The 21269-nt window shown below is 37.4% G+C and carries 17 protein-coding genes; 9 read left to right on the top strand and 8 right to left on the bottom strand.

What is annotated here, in order from left to right; genetic code table 11:
* The first annotated feature begins 184 nt into the window (after positions 1-184).
* Entirely contained in the window at positions 185-2881 is a 2697-nt protein-coding gene (gene adhE, locus HNQ37_RS03405) for a bifunctional acetaldehyde-CoA/alcohol dehydrogenase (protein WP_183539329.1), read from the top strand.
* 74 nt (positions 2882-2955) lie between these two features.
* Here adhE and HNQ37_RS03410 read toward each other — a convergent pair whose 3' ends face one another.
* Positions 2956-3363 (bottom strand): hypothetical protein, encoded by a 408-nt coding sequence (locus HNQ37_RS03410; protein WP_183539332.1) that lies wholly within the window; start codon positions 3361-3363, stop codon positions 2956-2958.
* A 41-nt stretch (positions 3364-3404) separates the two neighbouring features.
* Between HNQ37_RS03410 and HNQ37_RS03415 the strand changes: the two genes are divergently transcribed.
* Complete coding sequence (locus HNQ37_RS03415) at positions 3405-4160, top strand: tRNA1(Val) (adenine(37)-N6)-methyltransferase (protein ID WP_183539334.1); 756 nt, start codon at positions 3405-3407, stop codon at positions 4158-4160.
* Between the two features lie 22 nt (positions 4161-4182).
* On the opposite strand, the gene HNQ37_RS03420 is transcribed toward HNQ37_RS03415, so the two are convergent.
* From HNQ37_RS03420 to HNQ37_RS03435, 4 genes are all read right to left on the bottom strand, one after another.
* Positions 4183-4416 (bottom strand): DUF1797 family protein, encoded by a 234-nt coding sequence (locus tag HNQ37_RS03420; RefSeq protein WP_183539336.1) that lies wholly within the window; start codon positions 4414-4416, stop codon positions 4183-4185.
* A gap of 63 nt (positions 4417-4479) precedes the next feature.
* Positions 4480-5892 carry a glycosyltransferase family 4 protein gene (locus HNQ37_RS03425; protein ID WP_183539337.1) on the bottom strand — a complete coding sequence of 471 codons (1413 nt, stop codon included), beginning with the start codon at positions 5890-5892 and terminating at the stop codon, positions 4480-4482.
* 42 nt (positions 5893-5934) lie between these two features.
* Entirely contained in the window at positions 5935-6993 is a 1059-nt protein-coding gene (locus HNQ37_RS03430) for a glycosyltransferase family 4 protein (RefSeq protein WP_183539338.1), read from the bottom strand.
* A 120-nt stretch (positions 6994-7113) separates the two neighbouring features.
* Positions 7114-8349 (bottom strand): S1C family serine protease, encoded by a 1236-nt coding sequence (locus HNQ37_RS03435; protein ID WP_183539339.1) that lies wholly within the window; start codon positions 8347-8349, stop codon positions 7114-7116.
* A 265-nt stretch (positions 8350-8614) separates the two neighbouring features.
* Here HNQ37_RS03435 and rlmH point away from each other — a divergent pair, with 265 nt between their 5' ends.
* From rlmH to HNQ37_RS03465, 6 genes are all read left to right on the top strand, one after another.
* A complete protein-coding gene (gene rlmH, locus HNQ37_RS03440; protein WP_183539340.1) occupies positions 8615-9094 on the top strand; it encodes a 23S rRNA (pseudouridine(1915)-N(3))-methyltransferase RlmH in 480 nt (159 codons plus the stop codon).
* A gap of 88 nt (positions 9095-9182) precedes the next feature.
* Positions 9183-9716 (top strand): YqeG family HAD IIIA-type phosphatase, encoded by a 534-nt coding sequence (locus tag HNQ37_RS03445; protein WP_183539341.1) that lies wholly within the window; start codon positions 9183-9185, stop codon positions 9714-9716.
* A 123-nt stretch (positions 9717-9839) separates the two neighbouring features.
* The gene (gene yqeH / locus HNQ37_RS03450) at positions 9840-10937 is read left to right on the top strand and encodes a ribosome biogenesis GTPase YqeH (RefSeq protein ID WP_183539342.1); all 1098 of its coding nucleotides are present in this window, start codon (positions 9840-9842) and stop codon (positions 10935-10937) included.
* A gap of 103 nt (positions 10938-11040) precedes the next feature.
* Complete coding sequence (locus HNQ37_RS03455; protein ID WP_183539344.1) at positions 11041-12012, top strand: S66 family peptidase; 972 nt, start codon at positions 11041-11043, stop codon at positions 12010-12012.
* A 71-nt stretch (positions 12013-12083) separates the two neighbouring features.
* A complete protein-coding gene (gene hflX / locus HNQ37_RS03460) occupies positions 12084-13328 on the top strand; it encodes a GTPase HflX (RefSeq protein ID WP_183539346.1) in 1245 nt (414 codons plus the stop codon).
* The gene (locus HNQ37_RS03465) at positions 13325-13981 is read left to right on the top strand and encodes an HAD-IA family hydrolase (RefSeq protein WP_183539348.1); all 657 of its coding nucleotides are present in this window, start codon (positions 13325-13327) and stop codon (positions 13979-13981) included. The genes hflX and HNQ37_RS03465 overlap by 4 nt, the downstream gene beginning before the upstream one ends.
* A 77-nt stretch (positions 13982-14058) precedes the next feature.
* Here HNQ37_RS03465 and HNQ37_RS03470 read toward each other — a convergent pair whose 3' ends face one another.
* Both HNQ37_RS03470 and HNQ37_RS03475 read right to left on the bottom strand, forming a co-directional pair.
* A complete protein-coding gene (locus HNQ37_RS03470; RefSeq protein ID WP_183539349.1) occupies positions 14059-14685 on the bottom strand; it encodes a TetR/AcrR family transcriptional regulator in 627 nt (208 codons plus the stop codon).
* 9 nt (positions 14686-14694) lie between these two features.
* Positions 14695-15384 carry a VIT1/CCC1 transporter family protein gene (locus tag HNQ37_RS03475; protein ID WP_183539351.1) on the bottom strand — a complete coding sequence of 230 codons (690 nt, stop codon included), beginning with the start codon at positions 15382-15384 and terminating at the stop codon, positions 14695-14697.
* Positions 15385-15703: 319 nt separating this feature from the next.
* Here HNQ37_RS03475 and HNQ37_RS03480 point away from each other — a divergent pair, with 319 nt between their 5' ends.
* Entirely contained in the window at positions 15704-19999 is a 4296-nt protein-coding gene (locus HNQ37_RS03480; protein ID WP_183539354.1) for a 2-hydroxyacyl-CoA dehydratase, read from the top strand.
* Positions 20000-20347: 348 nt separating this feature from the next.
* On the opposite strand, the gene HNQ37_RS03485 is transcribed toward HNQ37_RS03480, so the two are convergent.
* Entirely contained in the window at positions 20348-21199 is an 852-nt protein-coding gene (locus HNQ37_RS03485; protein WP_183539356.1) for a DUF368 domain-containing protein, read from the bottom strand.
* Between the last annotated feature and the right edge of the window lie 70 nt (positions 21200-21269).

Raw genomic sequence — 21269 nt, forward strand, 5'->3', positions numbered from 1 at the left:
CATAGAAGACAAACTTTGATAAAAAAATCACAAAAATTCTTGACAAACTAAAAAAGAACATGTAAAATACAAGTATGTGAAACACATCACTAACATAAAAGTTGTTTTTACTGATACATGAGTTATGAAGCACATTAAAGTGCTGAAAAAATTGACTTAGACATTCCTTAAGGAGGAGAAGAACATGGCAACGAAAGCGCCAAAAAAAGAACTCACTGCAGATGAAAAGACTGCAAATTTTAAACAAGCCCAAGATATTACTGCGGAACTTGTAGAGAAAGCCAATAAGGCTGTTATTGAATTTTTGAATTTCAGCCAGGAGAAGGTTGACCGAATCGTGGCAGAGATGGCACTTGCCGCTAGTGAACACTCATTAGAATTGGCTCATGAGGCTGTTATTGAAACAGGCCGAGGTGTGGTTGAAGATAAGGACACAAAGAATAGATTTGCCTCTGAATCAGTTTATCATGCAATCCAACATGACAAAACAGTGGGCGTTATTTCAGAAAATAAAGTTGCTGGATCAGTCGAAATTGCGAGCCCTCTGGGTGTCCTAGCTGGAATTGTTCCAACTACTAATCCAACCTCAACTACAATTTTCAAATCCCTTTTGACCGCAAAAACTCGCAATGCAATTGTGTTTGCATTTCATCCTCAGGCGCAAAAATGTTCAAGCCATGCAGCTCAAGTTGTTTATGAAGCGGCCCTTGCAGCGGGTGCGCCAAAAAACTTCATTCAATGGATAGAAGCTCCAAGTCTGGATATGACAACAGCGTTAATTCAAAACACAGGAATTGCGACAATTCTTGCAACAGGCGGACCTGGAATGGTCAATGCAGCCCTTAAGTCTGGTAATCCATCACTCGGGGTTGGCGCTGGTAATGGTGCAATATATGTTGATGCAACAGCCAATATTGATCGCGCGGTAGAAGATTTACTTTTGTCAAAACGCTTTGATAATGGCATGATTTGTGCTACCGAAAACTCTGCCGTCGTTGATGCCAAGGTTTATGATGAATTTATGACTAAAGCTCAACTTCAAGGAGCATACATCGTCCCAAAGAAGGATTATGCTGCCATTGAAAAATTTGTCTTTGTAGAACGACCAGATGGCTATGGTGTGACTGGCCCTGTTGCAGGTCGCTCTGGACAATGGATTGCAGAGCAGGCAGGGGTTGAAATTCCAGCTGACAAAGATGTTTTGTTCTTCGAGCTTGAAAAAGAAAACATTGGCGAAGCCCTTTCTTCAGAAAAGCTTTCTCCGTTGCTCTCAGTTTATAAATCAAATAGTCGTGAAGAAGGCATTGAAATTGTTCGTAGCCTGTTGGCTTACCAAGGGGCGGGACATAACGCAGCTATCCAAATTGGAAGTATGGATGATCCATTCATTAAAGAGTTTGGAATCTTAGTAGAGGCCTCCCGTATATTGGTCAATCAACCTGATTCAATTGGTGGTGTGGGAGATATCTATACAGATGCAATGCGTCCTTCATTGACGCTCGGAACAGGAAGTTGGGGAAAAAATTCGCTCTCACATAATTTGAGCACTTACGATCTTTTGAATATTAAAACAGTGGCTAAGCGTCGTAATCGCCCCCAATGGGTTCGCTTACCTAAAGAAATCTACTACGAAAAAAATTCTATTAGTTACTTGCAAGAGTTGCCACACATTCATCGTGCTTTTATCGTTGCGGATCCTGGTATGGTGAAATTCGGATTTGTTGAGAAGGTTTTAGAACAATTAGCTGTTCGTCCAACATCAGTTGAGACCAGTATTTATGGTTCTGTAAAACCAGACCCTACTTTGAGTCAAGCAATCGAAATTGCTCGTCAAATGCATGATTTCAATCCAGATACAGTTATCTGTTTAGGTGGTGGTTCTGCTCTTGATGCGGGTAAGATTGGACGTTTGATTCACGAATATGCCTCACGTGGTGAGGTTGACCTTAATGATAATGTTGCGCTGAAACATCTGTTTGAAGAGTTTGCTCAAAAGTTTGTAGATATCCGTAAACGTATCATTAAGTTTTATCATCCACATCAAACTCAGATGGTGGCTATTCCGACAACTTCAGGTACGGGATCAGAAGTAACACCATTTGCAGTTATTACTGATGATGAGACTCATGTTAAGTATCCACTGGCCGATTATCAATTGACACCTCAAGTAGCAATTGTTGACCCAGAATTTGTCATGACAGTTCCAAAACGCACTGTCTCTTGGTCTGGTATTGATGCGTTATCACATGCTATTGAATCATATGTCTCTGTTATGTCTTCAGATTATACAAAGCCTATCTCATTACAAGCAATCAAACTCATCTTTGAAAATCTGGCTAACTCTTATAACTATGATCCAAGCCACCCGACCAAGGAAGGCCAAATGGCACGTGAGCGTATGCATAATGCGGCAACCATGGCAGGTATGGCGTTTGCTAACGCCTTTCTAGGAATTAACCACTCTTTGGCACATAAGACAGGTGGCGAATTTGGCCTTCCTCACGGCCTTGCAATTGCAATCGCTATGCCACATGTCATTCGGTATAATGCGGTAACTGGTAATGTAAAACGTACCCCTTATCCTCGCTATGAGGTTTATCGTGCTCAAGCTGACTATGCGGATATTTCACGCTTTATGGGATTTGCAACAAAAGTAGATTCAGATGAAAAAGCCGTTGAAATTTTGTTAGCTGAAATTAAGAAGTTGACAGATGCAATCGAGATTGATATTACCCTAACTGGTAATGGTTGCTCTGAGAAACAGCTCCGTGATAATCTTGATCGTTTAGCCGATTTAGTTTATAACGATCAATGTACACCGGCTAATCCACGCCAACCCAAAATTGATGAGCTGAAGCAACTCTTGATTGACATGCTTTAAGTTTAAACCATTAGTAAAAATCCCACATTCTAGAATGTGGGATTTTTGTATATTCCTAAAGACTGATAATAATTTTAATTTTTCTGATTGCTACTGATCTTATCAATTTTTTTATGGAGATTTTCCAATGATTCATGAACTTTATCATGTTTGTCTTGTAATTCATTAATAGAATCGTTTAGCCGGTCATTTTTTTTGTGTAAATTCCGCATAGATTCTTGGAGCTCATCATTCTTTATATGGAGTCGCTTGACGGAAGTGTGTGCAGCTGTTGCTGCTCCTGCTGAAATAGCCGCACCAAGTGCACTTGTTACATTGGTGTAATTACCAAGTACAAGTTGCATATTACTCGAAGGTGCAAGTGCAGGAACAAAAAGGCCAATCACGCCAATTAAAAAAAGATAAACAAAAAGGAAAAGAAAAATGAAAATTGAGATATCGGAACTAAGTACAACTGGAATTTTATCAAGAAACTTTTTCATACTAAAATTATAGCACACAACTGTCATGATATAATGTGAAGATGACAAAAATAGTTTTAAAAGCTGGCGAACGAGTGGATACAGTTGTTGAAAACGGGGTCGAAATAATTCAAAGCCCAGAGGTCTTTTCTTTCGGGATGGATGCCGTCCTTCTTTCACACTTTCCTAGGCTTCCCAAGCGAGCAGATAGGCTCATTCTGGATCTCTGTGCTGGAAATGGAGCAGTTGGATTGCTGGCTAGTTCAAATACTAAGGCGCAGATAATTGAGGTAGAGCTTCAAGAACGTTTAGCTGATATGGCAGATCGATCAGTTAAGTTGAACAATCTGGAGGATCAAGTACGAGTGGTCTGTGACGATTTAAAAAATACTCTAAAACACATTGTTCCCTCATCAGTTGATTTAATATTTTGTAATCCACCCTACTTTAAAGTAACAGATCAGAAGATTCTAAATGATAAGGATGCCCTGACTATCGCGAGGCACGAGGTCATGACCAACTTTGAAAGTATCTGTTCAATTGTACAGAAAACTTTGAAACCATCGGGTCACTTTGCCTTGGTTCATAGACCAGAACGCTTTATGGAAGTTATAGATACTTTACGTGCATATAAACTACAGCCAAAAGCGATTCAGTTTGTTTACCCTAAAGCTGGGGCCGAGGCGAATTTGTTATTAATTGATGCCATAAAAGATGGTAAATCGGGAGGCGAGAAATTCTTATCTCCCTTAATTGTTTATGATTCAGAGGGAAATTACACAAAAGAAGTTAACAAAATTTATTTTGGGGGTAAATAAAAAAAGCCGTTTGGCTTTTTCATTATTCTTCATCGAAAACTAATTCGTATGCTTCAATCGCAACAAGATCAATGCTATCAAACTCGACAGGTTGTTTTTGCTTAGGATATTTTACACTGAAAGCTTGTGCTTCTGGATCGAAACTAACAGTGAGTTGAACTTCGCCTTCACGTTCGAAGTTATAAGTTGCTTTTGCGTTATTTTCTTCAACCAACTTGAGTAGACGGTCAAGAATTGTAGCCAAATGTGATTTCATGATTATAATCCTTTTCTTTTATTTAGAATCTTTGAAATATCGAGTATAATTTTCAAATTCTAGTTAATCCTCCTTATTTAAATCAGTCTCCTCATCATTTAATGAATGAGACTGATTTAGGGAATCTGAACTTTTATTCGCTTTAATTTTAACATATTTCGAGGCTTTTGAGACTTTTGAAATCAAGGAATGACCTGTTTCATAGATTTTTTTGGTCTGGTCGCTAATAACATCAGTGACTTGGTTTCTAACAATCTTCATGTTTCCTACGGTACCTATTCCGAACAGCAACATACTGTTTGTCATATGTTCCATTGGAGGAATGTAATTAGTAATCATCCAGTCATAGAAGTCAGCTACCTTACGTCCAAAGTTTTCAGAAGAAATTTCGTAAAGCTTTCTATCAAAGGTTGCAGAATCAAATGGAACATTTTGTTTAATTGCTTTCAATGTGATTGAAGCAATCTCGTGTTCATTCTCGAACAAGTAACCAAACATATCATTATTGACAATTCGTTTTAAATAAGGATTCTCCCAAGCAATCACGGGCGTTCCTGAAGCAATAGACTCTGTAAAGGTAAGACCTTGAGTTTCAGAAGTAGAAGCAGAGATGAAAAAGTCAGCGGCCTTGTAATAAAAAACAACTTCCTCATTTGGAATGGGACCAACAAACTTTACAATATTTTCTAGCTGTTTTTCATTGACAATGGCTTCTAGATCATGACGATAGGGGCCATCACCAACAATAATAAGTTTGACTTTAGTATTTTGTTGGATTTCAGGCAGAGCCCTTAGAACCGCTTGAATATTCTTTTCTTGTGAAAGACGACAGAGGCTCAGAAGCATGGTCTCACCTGTTTGAATTCCCAACTCCTCACGAAGCTTTTCTGAATCAACTTTGCTGATATCAGGACGTGTAAATTTCTTTAACTCTATACCAGTTGCAATAACACGCAAGGGAATCTTTACACCATAATCTATAATGGCTTGTTCGGTCATTTCTGAAGGACATATAATTCCTTCTGTTCCTAGGAGAAAGGTACGAATGACATATTTAACAGCACTCGGATGAATCAATTTACCATTAGCAATGTAATGAAGATAGTCCTCATACTTGGTATGGAGTGTATGAATTACTGGAATTTTTAAGCGATTAGCTACAACTTTTCCGAGAATTCCTACTCCAAACTCTGTCTGGGTGTGAACGATATCAAGCTTGTATTTACTTGCGATTGATAAAGCAGTTGGTAAGCCAACCATCACGATGCGACGTTCTTCCATGGATACAAATGGAACTGAACGAAGCCGGATAATGTTTTCAGCTTGATCCTGAATTTCATCTGAATTTGGATCTGTGGTCGTAAAAATATAAACTGTATTACCAAGACGAATCAATTCATCTCGCAATGTTTTTATTGAGGTTGAAACACCAGAAATTTGAGGGAAATAGGTGTCTGAAAAAATACCAATTTTCATAAAGAGTTGAATCCTCCAGATTATTCTAACTAGGGTTCGGACCTAATACTTGACTAACTCTGCTTGTTCTTTGTAAAAGTCTTCCCAAATCTTTGTTAAACTTTCTTCCGAATAAGTAGCGGCCACATCTTTTGACATTTCTTTGAAGTGTTTTAGAAGTGAGCGATCTTTTGACACCTTTTTTAGCTGGGCGTCCATCTCTTCAATATCTTGACAGGGAATATATTTTTCAGATAAGATGTTGTGATATAGATCTAGGTCACGTAGCATTATTGGTGCTCCACAACTAGCAGCCTCTAAGATTGACATAGGAAAAAGTTCGTCATAACTTGGAAGTAAGAAGAGATCAGCAATGTTACAAAGGCTACGAATTTCGTCACGGCTGACAATACCTGTAAAAATACAATTTTGAGGATGATTATTAACAAGTTCCTTGTAGTGTTTATAATTTCCTGTGATACGGCCAAAGGAGAAACCTCCTGCCCAGAGAAAAGTTATATCTGGATTACGCTTAGCAAGAGCAACAAAATCATCAATACCTTTGCGATATTGAATTTGACCAGTACCAACAACTAAGAAGCGATTGTCTGGAATATTGTATTTCTTACGAATCACTGGCTTCTCGTCGATAGGAATTTCGTAAAATTGCTCTTTAGCAACAAAGTTTGGGATATAGCTCACACGTTCAGGTTCCATCCCAATATCGATCAGTTTTTGTTTGAAATCTGGGTTCACAACAACAAGTTGATCCATTCGACGGTAGAAGGATTTAACATAGGCCTTAAAAATCCAGAAGAGCGGGAGTGGCAACATAATGGACCCATCTAAAGTCTCTGGTAAAAAGTGAACATAACCTATTCGGCGTCCAATATGTTTTTTACTCAAAAAGCTCTGCAAGTAGAAGAGAAAATCTACAGTATGATAGTGGGTAATATCCGCTTTAGCAAAAATCTTGTTAATAGTTAAATCAAGAGTCTCACTATTATAGGTTCTTAAGAGACGAATAAGCTCACGGTAAGCGGAACCAACACCTTGCCCAGCGATTTTGTCAGCAGAGGACATCATATTAATGGTGATTTTTGATTTCTTATTTGAAGTCATACCCTTTATTTTACCATATAAAAGTGGCTTACGTTTGTCAAATTTCAATCAGGAATATTTGGAAAGAAGTACCAAACAGAATAAAAAAGGCACTTGGCCTTTTCCCTGTTCAATCGAATTTTAATTTGTTGCTTTCAATTGGCTTGAATCCTTAGTAAAATGAACACTCACAGTCTGAGCTTTACCATCACGATAGAGGGTAATTTTTGCTGTGTCACCGACATTGTAGTTGAGCAATTGCGAAGATAGGGCCGCACCAGTTGAAATTGATGTGTTGTCAATTTGAGTAATTACATCACCAGCTTTTATGCCCGCTAAGGTAGCAGGAAAGCCATCAGTGACTTGAGCCACATAGACACCATTCACAACCGTTGAAGGGAGATTAAGTTTACCAAGCGTTGTTGTGTCTAAATCAGTAAGGTCTTGCATAGAGATTCCAAGTGCAACAGTTTTTTTATTATTTTCAATCTTATTTAGTACATTAACAACATCGTTTGAAGGAATAGAAAATCCCATTCCTTCAAGTGCTGTAGTTCCATCGCTAGTGGTTGCCAATTTGCTTGAATTAATACCAATGATCTGTCCTTTTATATTAACTAAAGGACCACCTGAGTTACCAGGGTTAATGGCAGCATCAGTTTGTATTGCATTAATGTTTGAAGTGACATTGCTAGTGTTGTCTTCACTTGGGTTGTAAACAACAGAACGGTTTACGGCCGAGACAATACCTTCAGTGGCAGAATTAGCAAATTGGACACCATTTGGTGAACCAATGGCAATTGCTGGTTCACCAACTGTTAATTTTGAGGAATCAGCAAATGAAGCCACAGTTGTTACATCAGCTGAAGAAATTTTTATGACAGCCAAATCTTTGGTAGGATCAGTTCCGACCAAAGTAGCTGCAACTGTAATTCCATTTGAAAGCTGCACTTTAAGCTGGTTAGAACCACTGACAACGTGGTAATTTGTCACAAGATAAGCGTCATTTCCATCTTTTTTGTAAATTACACCAGAGCCTTCACTTGTTAGTTGAGGGGTTGTCGTATCTGAATTACTATTACTATTATTATTAGTATTGCTACTACCAAAAAACTGATCATAAATGCTATTTGAATTAGAGCTTGTACTTGGTGTTTGGTAATTCAAAACAGAAACAACGGCGTTTTGAATTTTTGCAATCGCTGTTGTTGAATCGGTTGTTACCTGAGTTGCAGTTGTTATTACCTTTGAAGTTCCAGTTGATGAGTTATTTATCAAGCCACCTTGGATTTGCTGATAGGCAACACCTCCAGAAAGGGCAATTACACCACCAGCAACACTGGATAAAAAATATTTGACCCATGAACTTTTTGCCATAGTCTCTCCATTTCATTTTTTTAATATAAGCATATTTTAAGAATAGCAACTTAATAATAGCTTAAAGGCTCTAGCAGTGCAAGCTTCTAGTTTTCCACTTTTTTCTGTGGAAAAGTAGAAGAAAATTGTGGAAAGTATATTTGTATTTCACAGATATGTGTATAATTTTGTAAAAATGTGGAGGAATCAAGCTTTCACAAAACTTTCATATGATTTTCATTTTTTCAGTGGATAAAATAAAAAGAGGTTATGATAGAATGATTTCATGAAATGCAAAATAATTGCGCTCGGAAAGTTAAAGGAAGCCTATCTCCGAGCAGGAATAGAAGAATATAAAAAACGTATGCAAGCCTTTGGTGGACTTGAAATTATTGAATTGATAGATGAGAGAATTCCGGAAAACCCTTCGGATAAAGAAATTTTGGCCATAAAAAATCGTGAAGGTAAAAAAGTCTTATCCATAATCAAAAATGATGAAAAAGTGATTGCCTTGACTTTAGATGGAATGCCTCTCACAAGTGAGAGCTTATTGGAGAAGATGAACGAATGGGTTACCTATGGTGCATCTAACATCACTTTTCTGATAGGGGGATCGTTAGGATTGTCCGATGAAGTTCAGAATCGAGCAGATTTAAAATTAAATTTTGGCAGAATGACACTTCCTCATCAACTGATGCGACTTGTTTTGGCAGAACAAATATATAGGGTAAATATGATTAATCGAGGGAGTACTTATCATAAGTAAAATTAAGCCAAGAGTTCAAGTGGCTAGAAGTCTTTGTTAGCTTGTTCATAATTCATTAATCATGTAATTTTCTGATATAATATTGAAAATGGAAATCGAAAATTATATCCCAGATTTTTATCTTGAAGCTATCTATCAGCTTGATACGAAGACACTTGAGAAACTGGGAATTACTTTAGTATTAGCAGATCTTGACAATACTTTGACGGCCTGGAATAATCCTGATGGAACGGTTGAGATGAGGACTTGGCTTGAAGAAATGAAAAGAGATGGCATTGAAGTGTGTGTCGTTTCAAATAATCATCAAAAACGCGTTGCACGTGCTGTTGCACCTTTTAATATCGACTTTGTTTATGACTCAATGAAGCCCTTTGCAAAAGGAATAAAAGAAGCTATGAGGCGCTTTAATGGTACAACTGACAATACTATTTTAGTTGGAGATCAACGAATGACAGATATCCGTGCGGCTCATCGTGCTGGTATTCGTAGTGTCCTTGTGAAACCTTTGATAGAGTCAGATCATTGGCAGACGCAGTTCAATCGTTGGCGAGAGCGCCGCAGAACAAAGAGAATCGAAGCAAAATATGGGGAAACGCTATATAAGACCAAGATTAATAATTAAGACTCCGTCAGTATTTTTGGAGTTCTTAATTTTTCTAGGTCTAAAAAGTGTGAAAACTTAAGTAGTCTGAAAATTTCAACAATAATCTTGCAATGTTGAAAATGTCTATGATATAATAGAAGCATGGAAAATCATGAAGAACTACGGTGTATCGGCTGCGGTACAATTATACAAACAAAAAATCCCGAGGCGTTGGGTTATCTCCCACAGGCAGCATTGGATAAGAAGTCTGAAAATGAAGCTGTTTATTGCCAACGCTGTTTCCGCTTGCGTAATTATAATGAAATTGCACCTGCCAGCTTGACTGATGAAGATTTCCAAAAGATGATTGTGGAAATTGGTAAGAAGAATGCGCTGATTATCAATGTTGTGGATATTTTTGACCTAAATGGCTCAATGATTCCAAACCTGACACAATATATTGGGAAAAATGATGTGATTCTCGTTGCAAATAAGCTCGATGTCTTACCTCGTTCGCTCAATCCCAATAAATTGACCAAATGGGTGGAAACGCAAGTGCGATCAATGGGACTGAAAACGAAGGCCGTTTTGGTAATGTCCGCTCGTCATGAATATGATGTTTATGAGCTTCTTGAGCTTGTAGCAACACACAAGAAAAATCGAGATGTTTATATTGTCGGTGTGACAAACGTAGGAAAGTCAACTTTGACAAATGCCATTATTAAATATGAAACTGGGATCAGCGATTTGGTTACAACCAGTCGTTTCCCTGGGACAACCCTTGATCAGATTGAAATTCCCTTGAATGATGATTCAATTTTAATTGATACACCAGGAATTATTCATAAAGGTCAGATGGCCCATTATCTGAATACAGAAGATTTGAAGTTGGTTTCCCCGAAGAAAGAAATTAAACCTAAAACTTGGCAGCTCAATTCGGATCAAACTCTTTTCTTAGGTGGATTGGCTCGATTTGATTTTGTTTCAGGAGCTAAGCAAGGTTTCACAACTTATTTTGATAATGAGTTAGAAATTCACAGAACGAAGTCTCAAGGAGCAGATGACTTTTATCAAAAACATGCGGGTGAATTATTGAAACCAAGCGTGTCAAAAAATCTGGATCGTCATGAGTTTAATGTTAAAGGAAAAACTGATCTTGTTATATCAGGCTTAGGTTGGATTAGCGTGTCTGGTAAAGCAACAGTTGCAGTATGGGCACCCGCTGGTGTGGACGTGCTAACAAGAAGTGCTCTGATTTAACAAAAATTTGATTATAAGTAAATATAGAAAGGCTTGATTAATTCAAGCTTTTTTTCTCTCCCTTTGTTATAATTTTTGAAAATGGGGGAGGCATAAAAGTAATATGAAGAAAGTTTATCCAACAAAGTTACAGCAAGGGGACGAAATTCGTGTGATTTCCCCGAGTTCATCCATCGTACGAGCTGGTGGATTTGAAGAAAATCCCATTGCTAAGGAGAGGATAGAAGCATTAGGATTTAGAGTTACTTTTGGTGCTCATATATTAGAAGATGATATGCTCAGCTCAGCCAGCATTGCTTCACGAGTCTCTGATTTTCATACTGCGTTTGCAGATAAGAAGGTTAAAGCTATACTAACGACAATTGGAGGATATAACTGTAATGAACTTATTCCGTATATAGATTGGGAGTTAGTTCGGAAGAACCCTAAAGCCTTTATTGGCTATTCAGATACCACAAGCTTACACAATGCGATTTTTGCAAAAACTGGGCTTGTAACTTACTATGGACCTGCATACTCATCGTTTAAAATGGATGAACTTCAAGATTTTCAGACTAGTGAATGGCTGAAATCTTTAACTGAAGAAACTTATGATTTGGAGGCTAATAATCTTTGGACAAGTGACCCTTGGTATGATTTGACTCAACCACGATACACTATGAAAAATAAATGGAAGGTTTACAGTGAAGGATTTGCAAAAGGAGTCATAACTGGCGGAAACTTAGGTACTTACTTTTTACAAGCAGGGACAGAGTTTTTTATTAAGGTGAATAACCCTATTGTTTTTATAGAAAATGCGGAAGAAGATGATATTTTAAATTTTGATCGTCAACTTACCCAGGTCTTGCAAATAAATTCAGACTTAAAAGGACTTGTTATAGGCCGTTTTCCAAGTGTAACCAAAATGTCCGAAGATATTTTATTTTTCATTTTAGAAAAATTCCCTGTATTAAAAAAAATTCCTGTAATCTATGATGTTGACTTTGGACACACTCAACCGATTTTTACTTTCCCTCTGGGAGGAGAGGTTGAAATTTCAACAACTCCCTTATCTTTAAAAATTCTTAAAGGTTAGGACGGGCAGTGTGTTAAAATAGTGTCAATTAATAAAAAATTTAATTATAAATATAGATTTCAGGGAAAAATTTGATAAAAATAGAAAATAAGGCAGAACGAGTTTTACTGGTAGGCCTTGAAACGTATGAAAATGCAGCAAACTTCGTTTCCACTTTTGAAGAACTTGCATCATTGGCAAAAACTGCAGGAGTAGAAGTGGTTGGGGTTGCTGTCCAAAAACTAGACAAGCCGAACGCCCGAACTTATGTTGGGACGGGTAAGCTTGAAGAAATTGCTATGACTGTGGATAGTCGTGAGATTGATACTGTGATTTTCAACAGTCGTTTATCACCAAGGCAAAATGTTGCCCTGGAAGATGAATTAGGAGTTAAAGTTATTGATCGAATGCAACTGATTTTGGATATCTTTGCTTTACGAGCCCGTTCTCAGGAAGGTATGTTACAAGTTGAACAAGCTCAGTTGAGTTATATGAAACCACGTTTAGCCGGTCGTGGGGTTGCTTTGTCACGTCAAGCTGGGGGAATTGGCTCGAAGGGACCAGGTGAATCGAGACTTGAGTTAGACCGCAGGCATATTGAAGAACGCATTGAAGACATTGATCGAAAGCTTCAGAAAATTGAGAAGTCAAGGGACTTAGCTCGTAAAAGAAGGCTTGAGTCAGGTGTTTTCAAAGTTGGTTTGGTTGGCTATACCAATGCTGGAAAATCTTCAATTCTTAATGCCCTTGTTAATGAGAGACAACAACAATACGAGAAAAATGAGCTTTTTGCAACACTTGATGCAACAACAAAGTTGATCAAAGTGAAAGATGATTTTTCAGTAGCACTAACGGATACAGTTGGATTTATCCAAGATTTACCTACAGAGTTGATCAAGGCCTTTAAGTCAACACTTGAAGAGTCTGCTAACGTGGATTTATTGGTTCATGTCATTGATGCAAGTAATCCTAATCATGAAGCACATGAGCAGACGGTTCTACATTTATTATCTGAATTAGGGATGGATAAAATTCCTCAGCTCGTTGTTTATAATAAAATGGACCTTGCGCCAGCTGATTTTGGTTATACGTTGACACCAGCTCTTGAATTATCTATCAAGTCAGAGCAGGGACCAATGGTTTTCCGACAAGCAATTTTACAAGAATTAAATAAAATTTTTGTTAGGTTTGAGATAGAACTTCCCTATGATAAGTCTTACTTACTTCCGGAATTGAAGAAAATTTCCCTTTTGGATAATGTAGTTGAGACTGAGACCAGTTACCAAATAACTGGTAAAATTTCTCCAAAATTGGAGTGGAAATTAGAGAATTTGTGACTTTAAAAAATATTTTTTTTGATTTTGATGGAACTTTAGGTGATTCCAAGGAACTTGGAAATTTTGCAACACAAGAAGCTTTTGCTCACTTTGATTTGACTGTACCAAGTTTTGAACAGATTGCTTATTATATGGGGATCCCAATTGAGCAATCATTCATAGAAATGGCTGATCGTGAACTTTTAGCTGAAGAATTGCAGGCGTTATTAAATGAATTTCGCTGGCTTTATAAGGAAAGTGAAAAGAATTATTTAACACTTTTTCCAAATGCTATGGAAATGCTAGAAAGCCTTAAAACAAAGGGTTACAAACTCTTTGTTGTTTCTAGTAAGCATAGCGAATCATTACTTAGAAATCTAGATACTTTGGGAATTGCTTTATTTTTTGATGATGTAGTTGGATCGGACATGGTGGAAAAATATAAGCCAAATCCTGAAAGTCTTGATTTACTTATCAAGAAATACGAGCTTGTCAGAGATGAGTCTATTATGATTGGAGATGCAATCTTTGATTCGCAAATGGGAAAGGCGGCATCTGTAAAAACTTGCTCAGTAACTTGGGGAAGTCACAGTGAGGAAAACCTTCGTGCGGAGAAGTCTGATTTTATAGCTCATGATAATCAAGAATTATTAAAAATTATTATTTCAAATTGATCAAACTTTAATAGAATTAACAAAAGGAATCACTCAAAATAGCGATTCCTTTTGTTTGTCCTAATTTTACTGAGAGTTTATATTTTTGTAAGTCGATCAATGTTTACCCCAAGAACGGTTAGATGTCCGTTAGATATCAGCTTAATAATCAGGTGAGCATAATCGTCAGAACTCATATTTTGGCTATTTTTTGAGATCCACCATTTTAAGGTTCCAACCAGAATAGCGGTAATATAAGAAATCACGAACTCTATCGGGATTACAACCTCCTTTTCTCTCACTTCAAGTTTCTCAAAGAGTTCGATATAACGCTCAGAGATGATTTCGTAGAAACGACGAGTAAAGGCTTCATCTTGTGATTTATCAATAATAACTTGAGCGACTTCGGGATTTTCACGAATGAAATCGTAGAAACGAGTCAGAATACCTTCAATCTCGTTGACATAAACATTAGCGCCTTCGACTAGTGTGCCATCATCTAGAACTTTTGTAAATTTTTCTAAAAATTCGTCAATTAAGCTGTCATACAATGCTTGTTTATCAGAGTAATGCGCGTAGAAAGTTGCGCGATTAATCATAGCATTGTCGGCGATTTCCTGAATAGAAATTTTTTCGAATTTCTTTTTTCGCAAGAGACTGATAAAAGACTGAATAATTATTTTTTTTGTGCGTCTAACACGTAAATCAACTGCTTTTTTCTCCATTTTCCCCCCTTAATTAACATGCAACAATAATCCGATACCATAGGTGACCCCCATTGTTAAAAAACCAACTAATACATTTCTGAGGATAGCAGGCCCTTTTCGAGCAGAACCAAGATATGCAGATATGTATCCTGTTAAAAATAGGGTAATAGTAACCGCAATGATAGTCCCAATGATACGGTAATTGGCTGGAATAAAAGCCATTGTAATAAAGGGAAGAAGCGAACCAATTGCAAAGGCAATAAAACTTGAAATTGCTGCATGCCAAGGGTTTGTGTATTCCCCTTCCTCAAGGTTGTATTTAATTTCAATTGTAGTTTTGAGTGGACTTGACTCCATTAACTCATTAGCAATTTCTTCAGCAGTTTCTTTGATGATACCTTTTTCAAGATAATAGTTTACGACAGCTCTTCTTTCGTTTTCAAAATCATTTTCCAAGGCCTCTTTTTGAGTTTTGATAGCTGCTTTTTCTGTATCAGCTTGGGTAGAGACAGAAACGTACTCACCTCCGGCCATGGAGAAGGCGCCAGCCAAGATAGCAGCAAGCCCGGCAATTAATATGGCGCTATGGCTTCCGTGTGCCGCAGCCACACCAATTACAACACCAGCAACAGATACGATACCGTCATTGGCACCCAGTACACCAGCTCGAAGAACATTTAGCTGTTGACTGAGGGATAATTTATTTTCTTTTCCCAAAGTAAATCCTTAGTTATTCTTTGTAGTTTATACAACAACTATTTAAAAAGTGTTGTAATACATTATAAAATATGTTCTATTTTATTTCAGCTAAACTGGATGTCAAAGATATTTGCCATAAACAACAGATAGATAAAAAACGTTGTATAACCAATAAAGACGGGCATTTTGACAATTGCTTCTTAAAAATTTTAGTGTTAAAATGACATTGTATTAGATAAACAACAGCCTGTTATTGTTACACGGCTTTTAGAAATGAAGAGTTGGTATGGTTCCTTAACTCGGTGCGACTGGCCCTAAACTTGGAGGTTTAGTATTCATGACTACATATAAAGCAGGTATTGATGTGGGATCAACCACGGTCAAGCTTGTCGTTTTTGACGATAATTACAACCTTATTTTTAGTCGTTATGAACGTCATTTTTCAGATGTTAAGGCGGCTACGATTAAGGTCTTAAAAGAATTAGAAGAAGAGCAAGGAAAAATTAGTCTTGAGCTTGCGATTACAGGTTCGGGTGGTATGGGGTTGGCTGAAGTCATAGATGTTCCTTTTATTCAGGAGGTTATTGCTTCTGCAATTACAATTGAAAAGTTTATTCCCCAAACGGATGTTATGATCGAGCTAGGTGGCGAAGATGCAAAAATGACCTTCTTTGATGCAGGTACACAAGAACTTCGAATGAACGGAACATGTGCCGGGGGAACGGGTGCATTTATTGACCAAATGGCAGCTCTGCTTAAGGTAGATGCTGGTGGAGTCAATAAACTAGCTAGGGATTATCATAAGATATATCCTATTGCCTCTCGATGTGGTGTATTCGCCAAAACTGATGTACAGCCTTTATTGAACGAAGGTGTACGACGCGAGGATATAGCGGCTTCAATCTTTCAGGCAGTTGTTAATCAAACAATTGCAGGTCTAGCCTCTGGTCGAAAGATTAAAGGCAAGGTGGCATTTTTAGGTGGTCCCCTTTATTTCATGTCAGAGTTGCGTAAACGCTTCATAGAAACTCTAAATCTTTCTGAGGAAGATGTGATCTTTCCAGAAAACCCACAACTTTTTGTGGCAATGGGTGCCGCATTAGCAGACGAAACGAGAATCAAAACAGCAGATGAACTGATTCATAGTCTGAAAAAGGACAATTCTGAGAGTTTAATTCCAAAAGATACGATGGATTGCCTTTTTGAGTCTGAAGAGGAGCTTCAAACTTTTCGTAATCGCCATGCTCAGGCAAAAGCAAGTTATAAGTCCTTATCAGAGCATCATGGTGCAGCTTATTTGGGAATCGATGCAGGCTCAACGACAACAAAATTGGTTCTAATTGATGATGATGGAAATATTCTTTATGAATATTATGGTAGCAATAATGGTGAGCCACTAGAATCGGTTATTACTGTTCTAATTGATATCTATCAAAAATTGCCAACTGATGTTTATATTGCTAAATCAACCGTAACAGGCTATGGTGAACATTTAATTAAGGCAGGACTGAAAGTTGACAATGGGGAAGTAGAAACAATGGCTCACTATAGGGCTGCAGATTATTTTAATCCGGGTGTTGACTTTATTTTGGATATTGGTGGTCAAGACATGAAAGCTATGCGTGTTCGAGATGGAGCTCTTTCAAGTATTCAGCTTAATGAAGCTTGTAGTTCAGGTTGTGGCTCATTCATTGAAACTTTTGCGGAATCTTTAAAGTATGATGTGAAAGATTTTTCCAAAATTGCTCTATTAGCAAAGTATCCTGTCAATCTTGGTTCGCGTTGTACGGTTTTTATGAACTCAAAAGTAAAACAAGTTCAAAAAGAAGGGGCAACGGTTGGCGATATCTCTGCTGGTTTGTCTTATTCTGTTATAAAAAATGCCCTTTATAAAGTTATTAAGGTAAAACGTCCTGAAGAATTAGGAGAAAAAATCGTTGTTCAAGGTGGTACTTTCTACAATGAGGCTGTACTTCGCGCTTTTGAAATAATTTCTGGCCGTGAAGTTATTCGACCAAGCATTTCAGGACTGATGGGAGCTTATGGTTGTGCTTTAATCTCAATGAATAATGCAATTGCTAATGAAAAGTCAAGTATTTTGAAAATGGCTGACTTGCTAAAGTTTGAGACAACCAAGGAGTTTATGGTTTGTGGTTTATGCGAAAACAACTGTAAGATGACACTGACTGTATTTCCAGATGGTTCAAAGTTTGTAACAGGTAATCGATGTGAGCGAGGGCAAGAAAAGGCAACCAAAATTAAAATTTCCAAACACAACAAGAAAGTCAACTTAGTAGATTATAAGTACAAAAAGCTCTTTCACTATCATTCTTTATCAAAAAAGAAGATGAATCCGGAGCATGGCGAGATTGGGATTCCCCGCGTGTTGAATATGTACGAAAACTACCCTCTTTGGCATACCATGTTGTCAGATCTCGGATTTCGCGTTGTGCTTAGTCCACGTTCGGATAAGGATCTTTTTGAAGGAGGAATTGAGACTATCCCTTCGGATACGGTTTGTTACCCTGCAAAGATAACCCATGGACATATTATGGCACTGATTAAGCAAGAAATCCCAACAATCTTTTATCCTTCTGTTCTTTATGAGCAAGAGGAACAGGCAAAGGCTCAAAATCATTATAATTGCCCAATCGTTCAGTCTTATCCAGAGGTCATTCGCAATAACATCGATGAAATTCGTGAGGGCAAAGTGAGTTATTTGCATCCTTTTATTAATCTAGCAAATCCGGAAATAGTTGTAAAAAATGTTTATCAATCGTTACTCAGTGCAGGATTCACAGATATTGCCATAAAAGACGTGCAGAAAGCTGTGATGCATGGTTTTGAAGAAATGGAGGCTTTTAAGCAGGACATACGTGACAAGGCTGAAGATCTTTTGATGCAAATTAGCCTTAATAATGAAAAAGCAATTGTTTTAGCAGGACGCCCATATCATTTGGACCCAGAAATTAATCATGGTATTGCAGATATCATTATGCAAGAAGGTTTCCATGTATTAACAGAAGATTCAATCTCTCAATTGGAAGATGTAAAAGGTTTACGTGTTGTGAATCAATGGGTTTACCATTCAAGGTTATATGCTGCTGCACAAGTTGTCTGTAAGAATAAAAATCTTGAGCTTGTTCAGCTTAACAGTTTTGGCTGTGGGCTTGATGCTGTAACTACAGATCAGGTTGAAGAAATAATGCGCAGCCACAACAAACTTTACACAGTGCTGAAAATTGACGAAGGTTCAAACATGGGAGCCGTTCGTATTCGGCTCAGGTCCCTCAAGGCAGCTGTGTCTGAACGAAGAAAGCATGGAATATTAAGCACTTCCGAAAAAAATTTCGAAGAAATTATTGAGGCTAGTCCAACTTTCACGAAGGAAATGCGAAAAAAGCATACGCTACTCATGCCAATGCTGTCTCCAATTCATCAAGGGAATTTGATAGAGATTGCTTTTCAGCAATCAGGTTACAATGTTGTGGTACTTCCAGAAACACAAAATTCTGTTAATCGTGGCTTACAATTTGTCAATAATGATTCTTGTTATCCAGCAATTATAACAATTGGTCAACTTCTAGAAGCTCTTCAATCAGGTGAATATGATGTGAACAATACCTCTGTAATGATGACTCAAACAGGTGGTGGGTGTCGCGCGACAAACTACATTCCTTTACTTCGGAAAGCCTTGGTTGATGCAGGTTTCCCCCAAGTTCCAGTTATTTCGTTGTCATTAGGAAATAAAGGAACCGAAAAGACAGAAGGATTCAAGTTTACTGCTCCAATGTTAACTCGCTTTATGATTGCAATCCTTTATGGGGATCTCTTTGAACGTGTGGTTTATCGAACTAGGCCATATGAGATTGAAAAGGGCTCTGTTAATGCTTTGCACGAGAAGTGGTTAAAAATCGCTGGCCATAACGTAAAGTCAGCATCATTTTTTGAATTTAACAAAAATATGAAGCAAATTATCAAGGAATTTGATGAAATAGCTCTTGATGAGGCTTTAAGGAAACCACGTGTAGGTGTGGTAGGAGAAATTTTGGTTAAATACTCAAAGACTGCCAACAATGATATTGTTGGAATCCTAGAGGAGGAAGGAGCAGAGGCTGTAGTCCTTGATTTGATTGGCTTTATGAACTATAGTCTTTATAACCAAATATGGGAAACAGATGAGATTGGCTTTGCCAAGAAAAATAAGATCATTGCCAAGACCATTCTGGGTATTATCAATATGCTTGAAAAACCAATGGATAAAAAGCTTCGTGCTTCTAAGCACTTTGATGGGATTGAGTCAATTTATGAAATTGCCGCGAATACTGAAGATATAATTTCAATCGGTAATCATACAGGTGAAGGCTGGTTCTTGACAGGAGAAATGATTGAACTATTGCAAAAAGGTGTGATGAATATTGTCTGTCTTCAACCCTTTGGTTGCTTGCCCAATCATATCGTTGGTAAAGGAATGCTTAAGGAATTACGTCGTCAGTATCCTGGAGCAAATTTGGCACCAATTGATTATGATCCAGGCGTCTCTGCCGTTAACCAACTTAATCGTATTCGTTTGATGTTAGCAACAGCAAAGAAACGAATTAATTACGGGGAAAAAATGGTACACGTTAAGTAAATGAGAGTCTGTATCTATAATTTATACAAGTTTTTATAAAGAGCCACAATTTTTATGTGTTTACCCTAAAGTTTCACTCTTGATGTTAATGCACCCATAAAACTAGAAAACTGCTCAACCAACAATGAGGCTTGAGCAGTTTTGTTAGTATACTATTTTTAACAGCTATTCTTTGCTGAGAAAGCTAATTAAAAAATTTTTTATTCGGTTGGTGTTTTAATAATGAATTCATCATGATAATAATAATGGCAACTTCCTCGATGACTCATGGATTGAAAGATCATCTGAGGATTATGTTAATCAAAACATCATGCATAGACTTTCCCGTGTTGTGGAAAGTAAATGTTATTATTTGTATTTTTTTTCGAGTAAGGTCATCCAGAATCCTAAGCCTAGACCGACCACAAAGAAAAATGCTGTTAACATGATAGTGAAAATTTGAACTGCATCATAGGAAATTGATTCCGAAGATTTTGTTGGAATTAAGATGAGAAAAGTACTTGATAGGACAAGACCAATGATAAGTTGATAAACTTGTTTATGGTAGTTATTGAGCACTGTTTCCATCAATCTTGAAAAAGCTAAAAGGGTAAGAACTAATCCAATAGAAATAGGCAAAAAAACACCAAAAATATCTCGATTCTGAAAACCTTTTAGCATGGGACTGAAAAGTCCCAGAATTAAAAGTAAATTTGAAGGTGAAAGACCAGGAACGAGTGCCCCAAGAGCAATCAATATTCCCGCAAAGATAAAACCCCAAAAATTTGCTGGCGCTTTTAAACCCACCGCGGGAAAAAAATAAAGTAAGAAAAGTGAGATAAAGAATGTTGCTATAAGCCACGTGTATTCAGTAGGACCTTTTAAACGGGGATTGTTGGAAAACAATTTTCCCTCTTTAAATAAAGCGGGGAGTGAGCCAAAAATTGCACCCGCGAATCCCCAAAGTACGGTTACCTGAAAGTTTGAAAGTAAGAACTCGAGGGGGGCTGAAAACAAAATAAGTCCTAAGATTCCCCCGAGACCCACAGGCAAGAAAAAGAAAAAATTGATTTTAAAATCTTGACCTATATGAGCAAGAAAAGATAACAGCCGTTCATAAATCCCAAGTATAGCAGCTAAAACACCACCAGATACTCCTGGTAAAATAAACCCAAGAGCGATAATCATTCCTTTTATTAAGCGAAAAATCCAAGATAACATATAGGTTTAACCTCCATTTTGAATATTCTATCACATAAAATTAATGAATCCTTAATGATTTGAAAAATGA

The sequence above is a fragment of the Lactovum miscens genome, from assembly GCF_014202895.1.
GTDB classification, from domain to species: Bacteria; Bacillota; Bacilli; order Lactobacillales; family Streptococcaceae; genus Lactovum; species Lactovum miscens.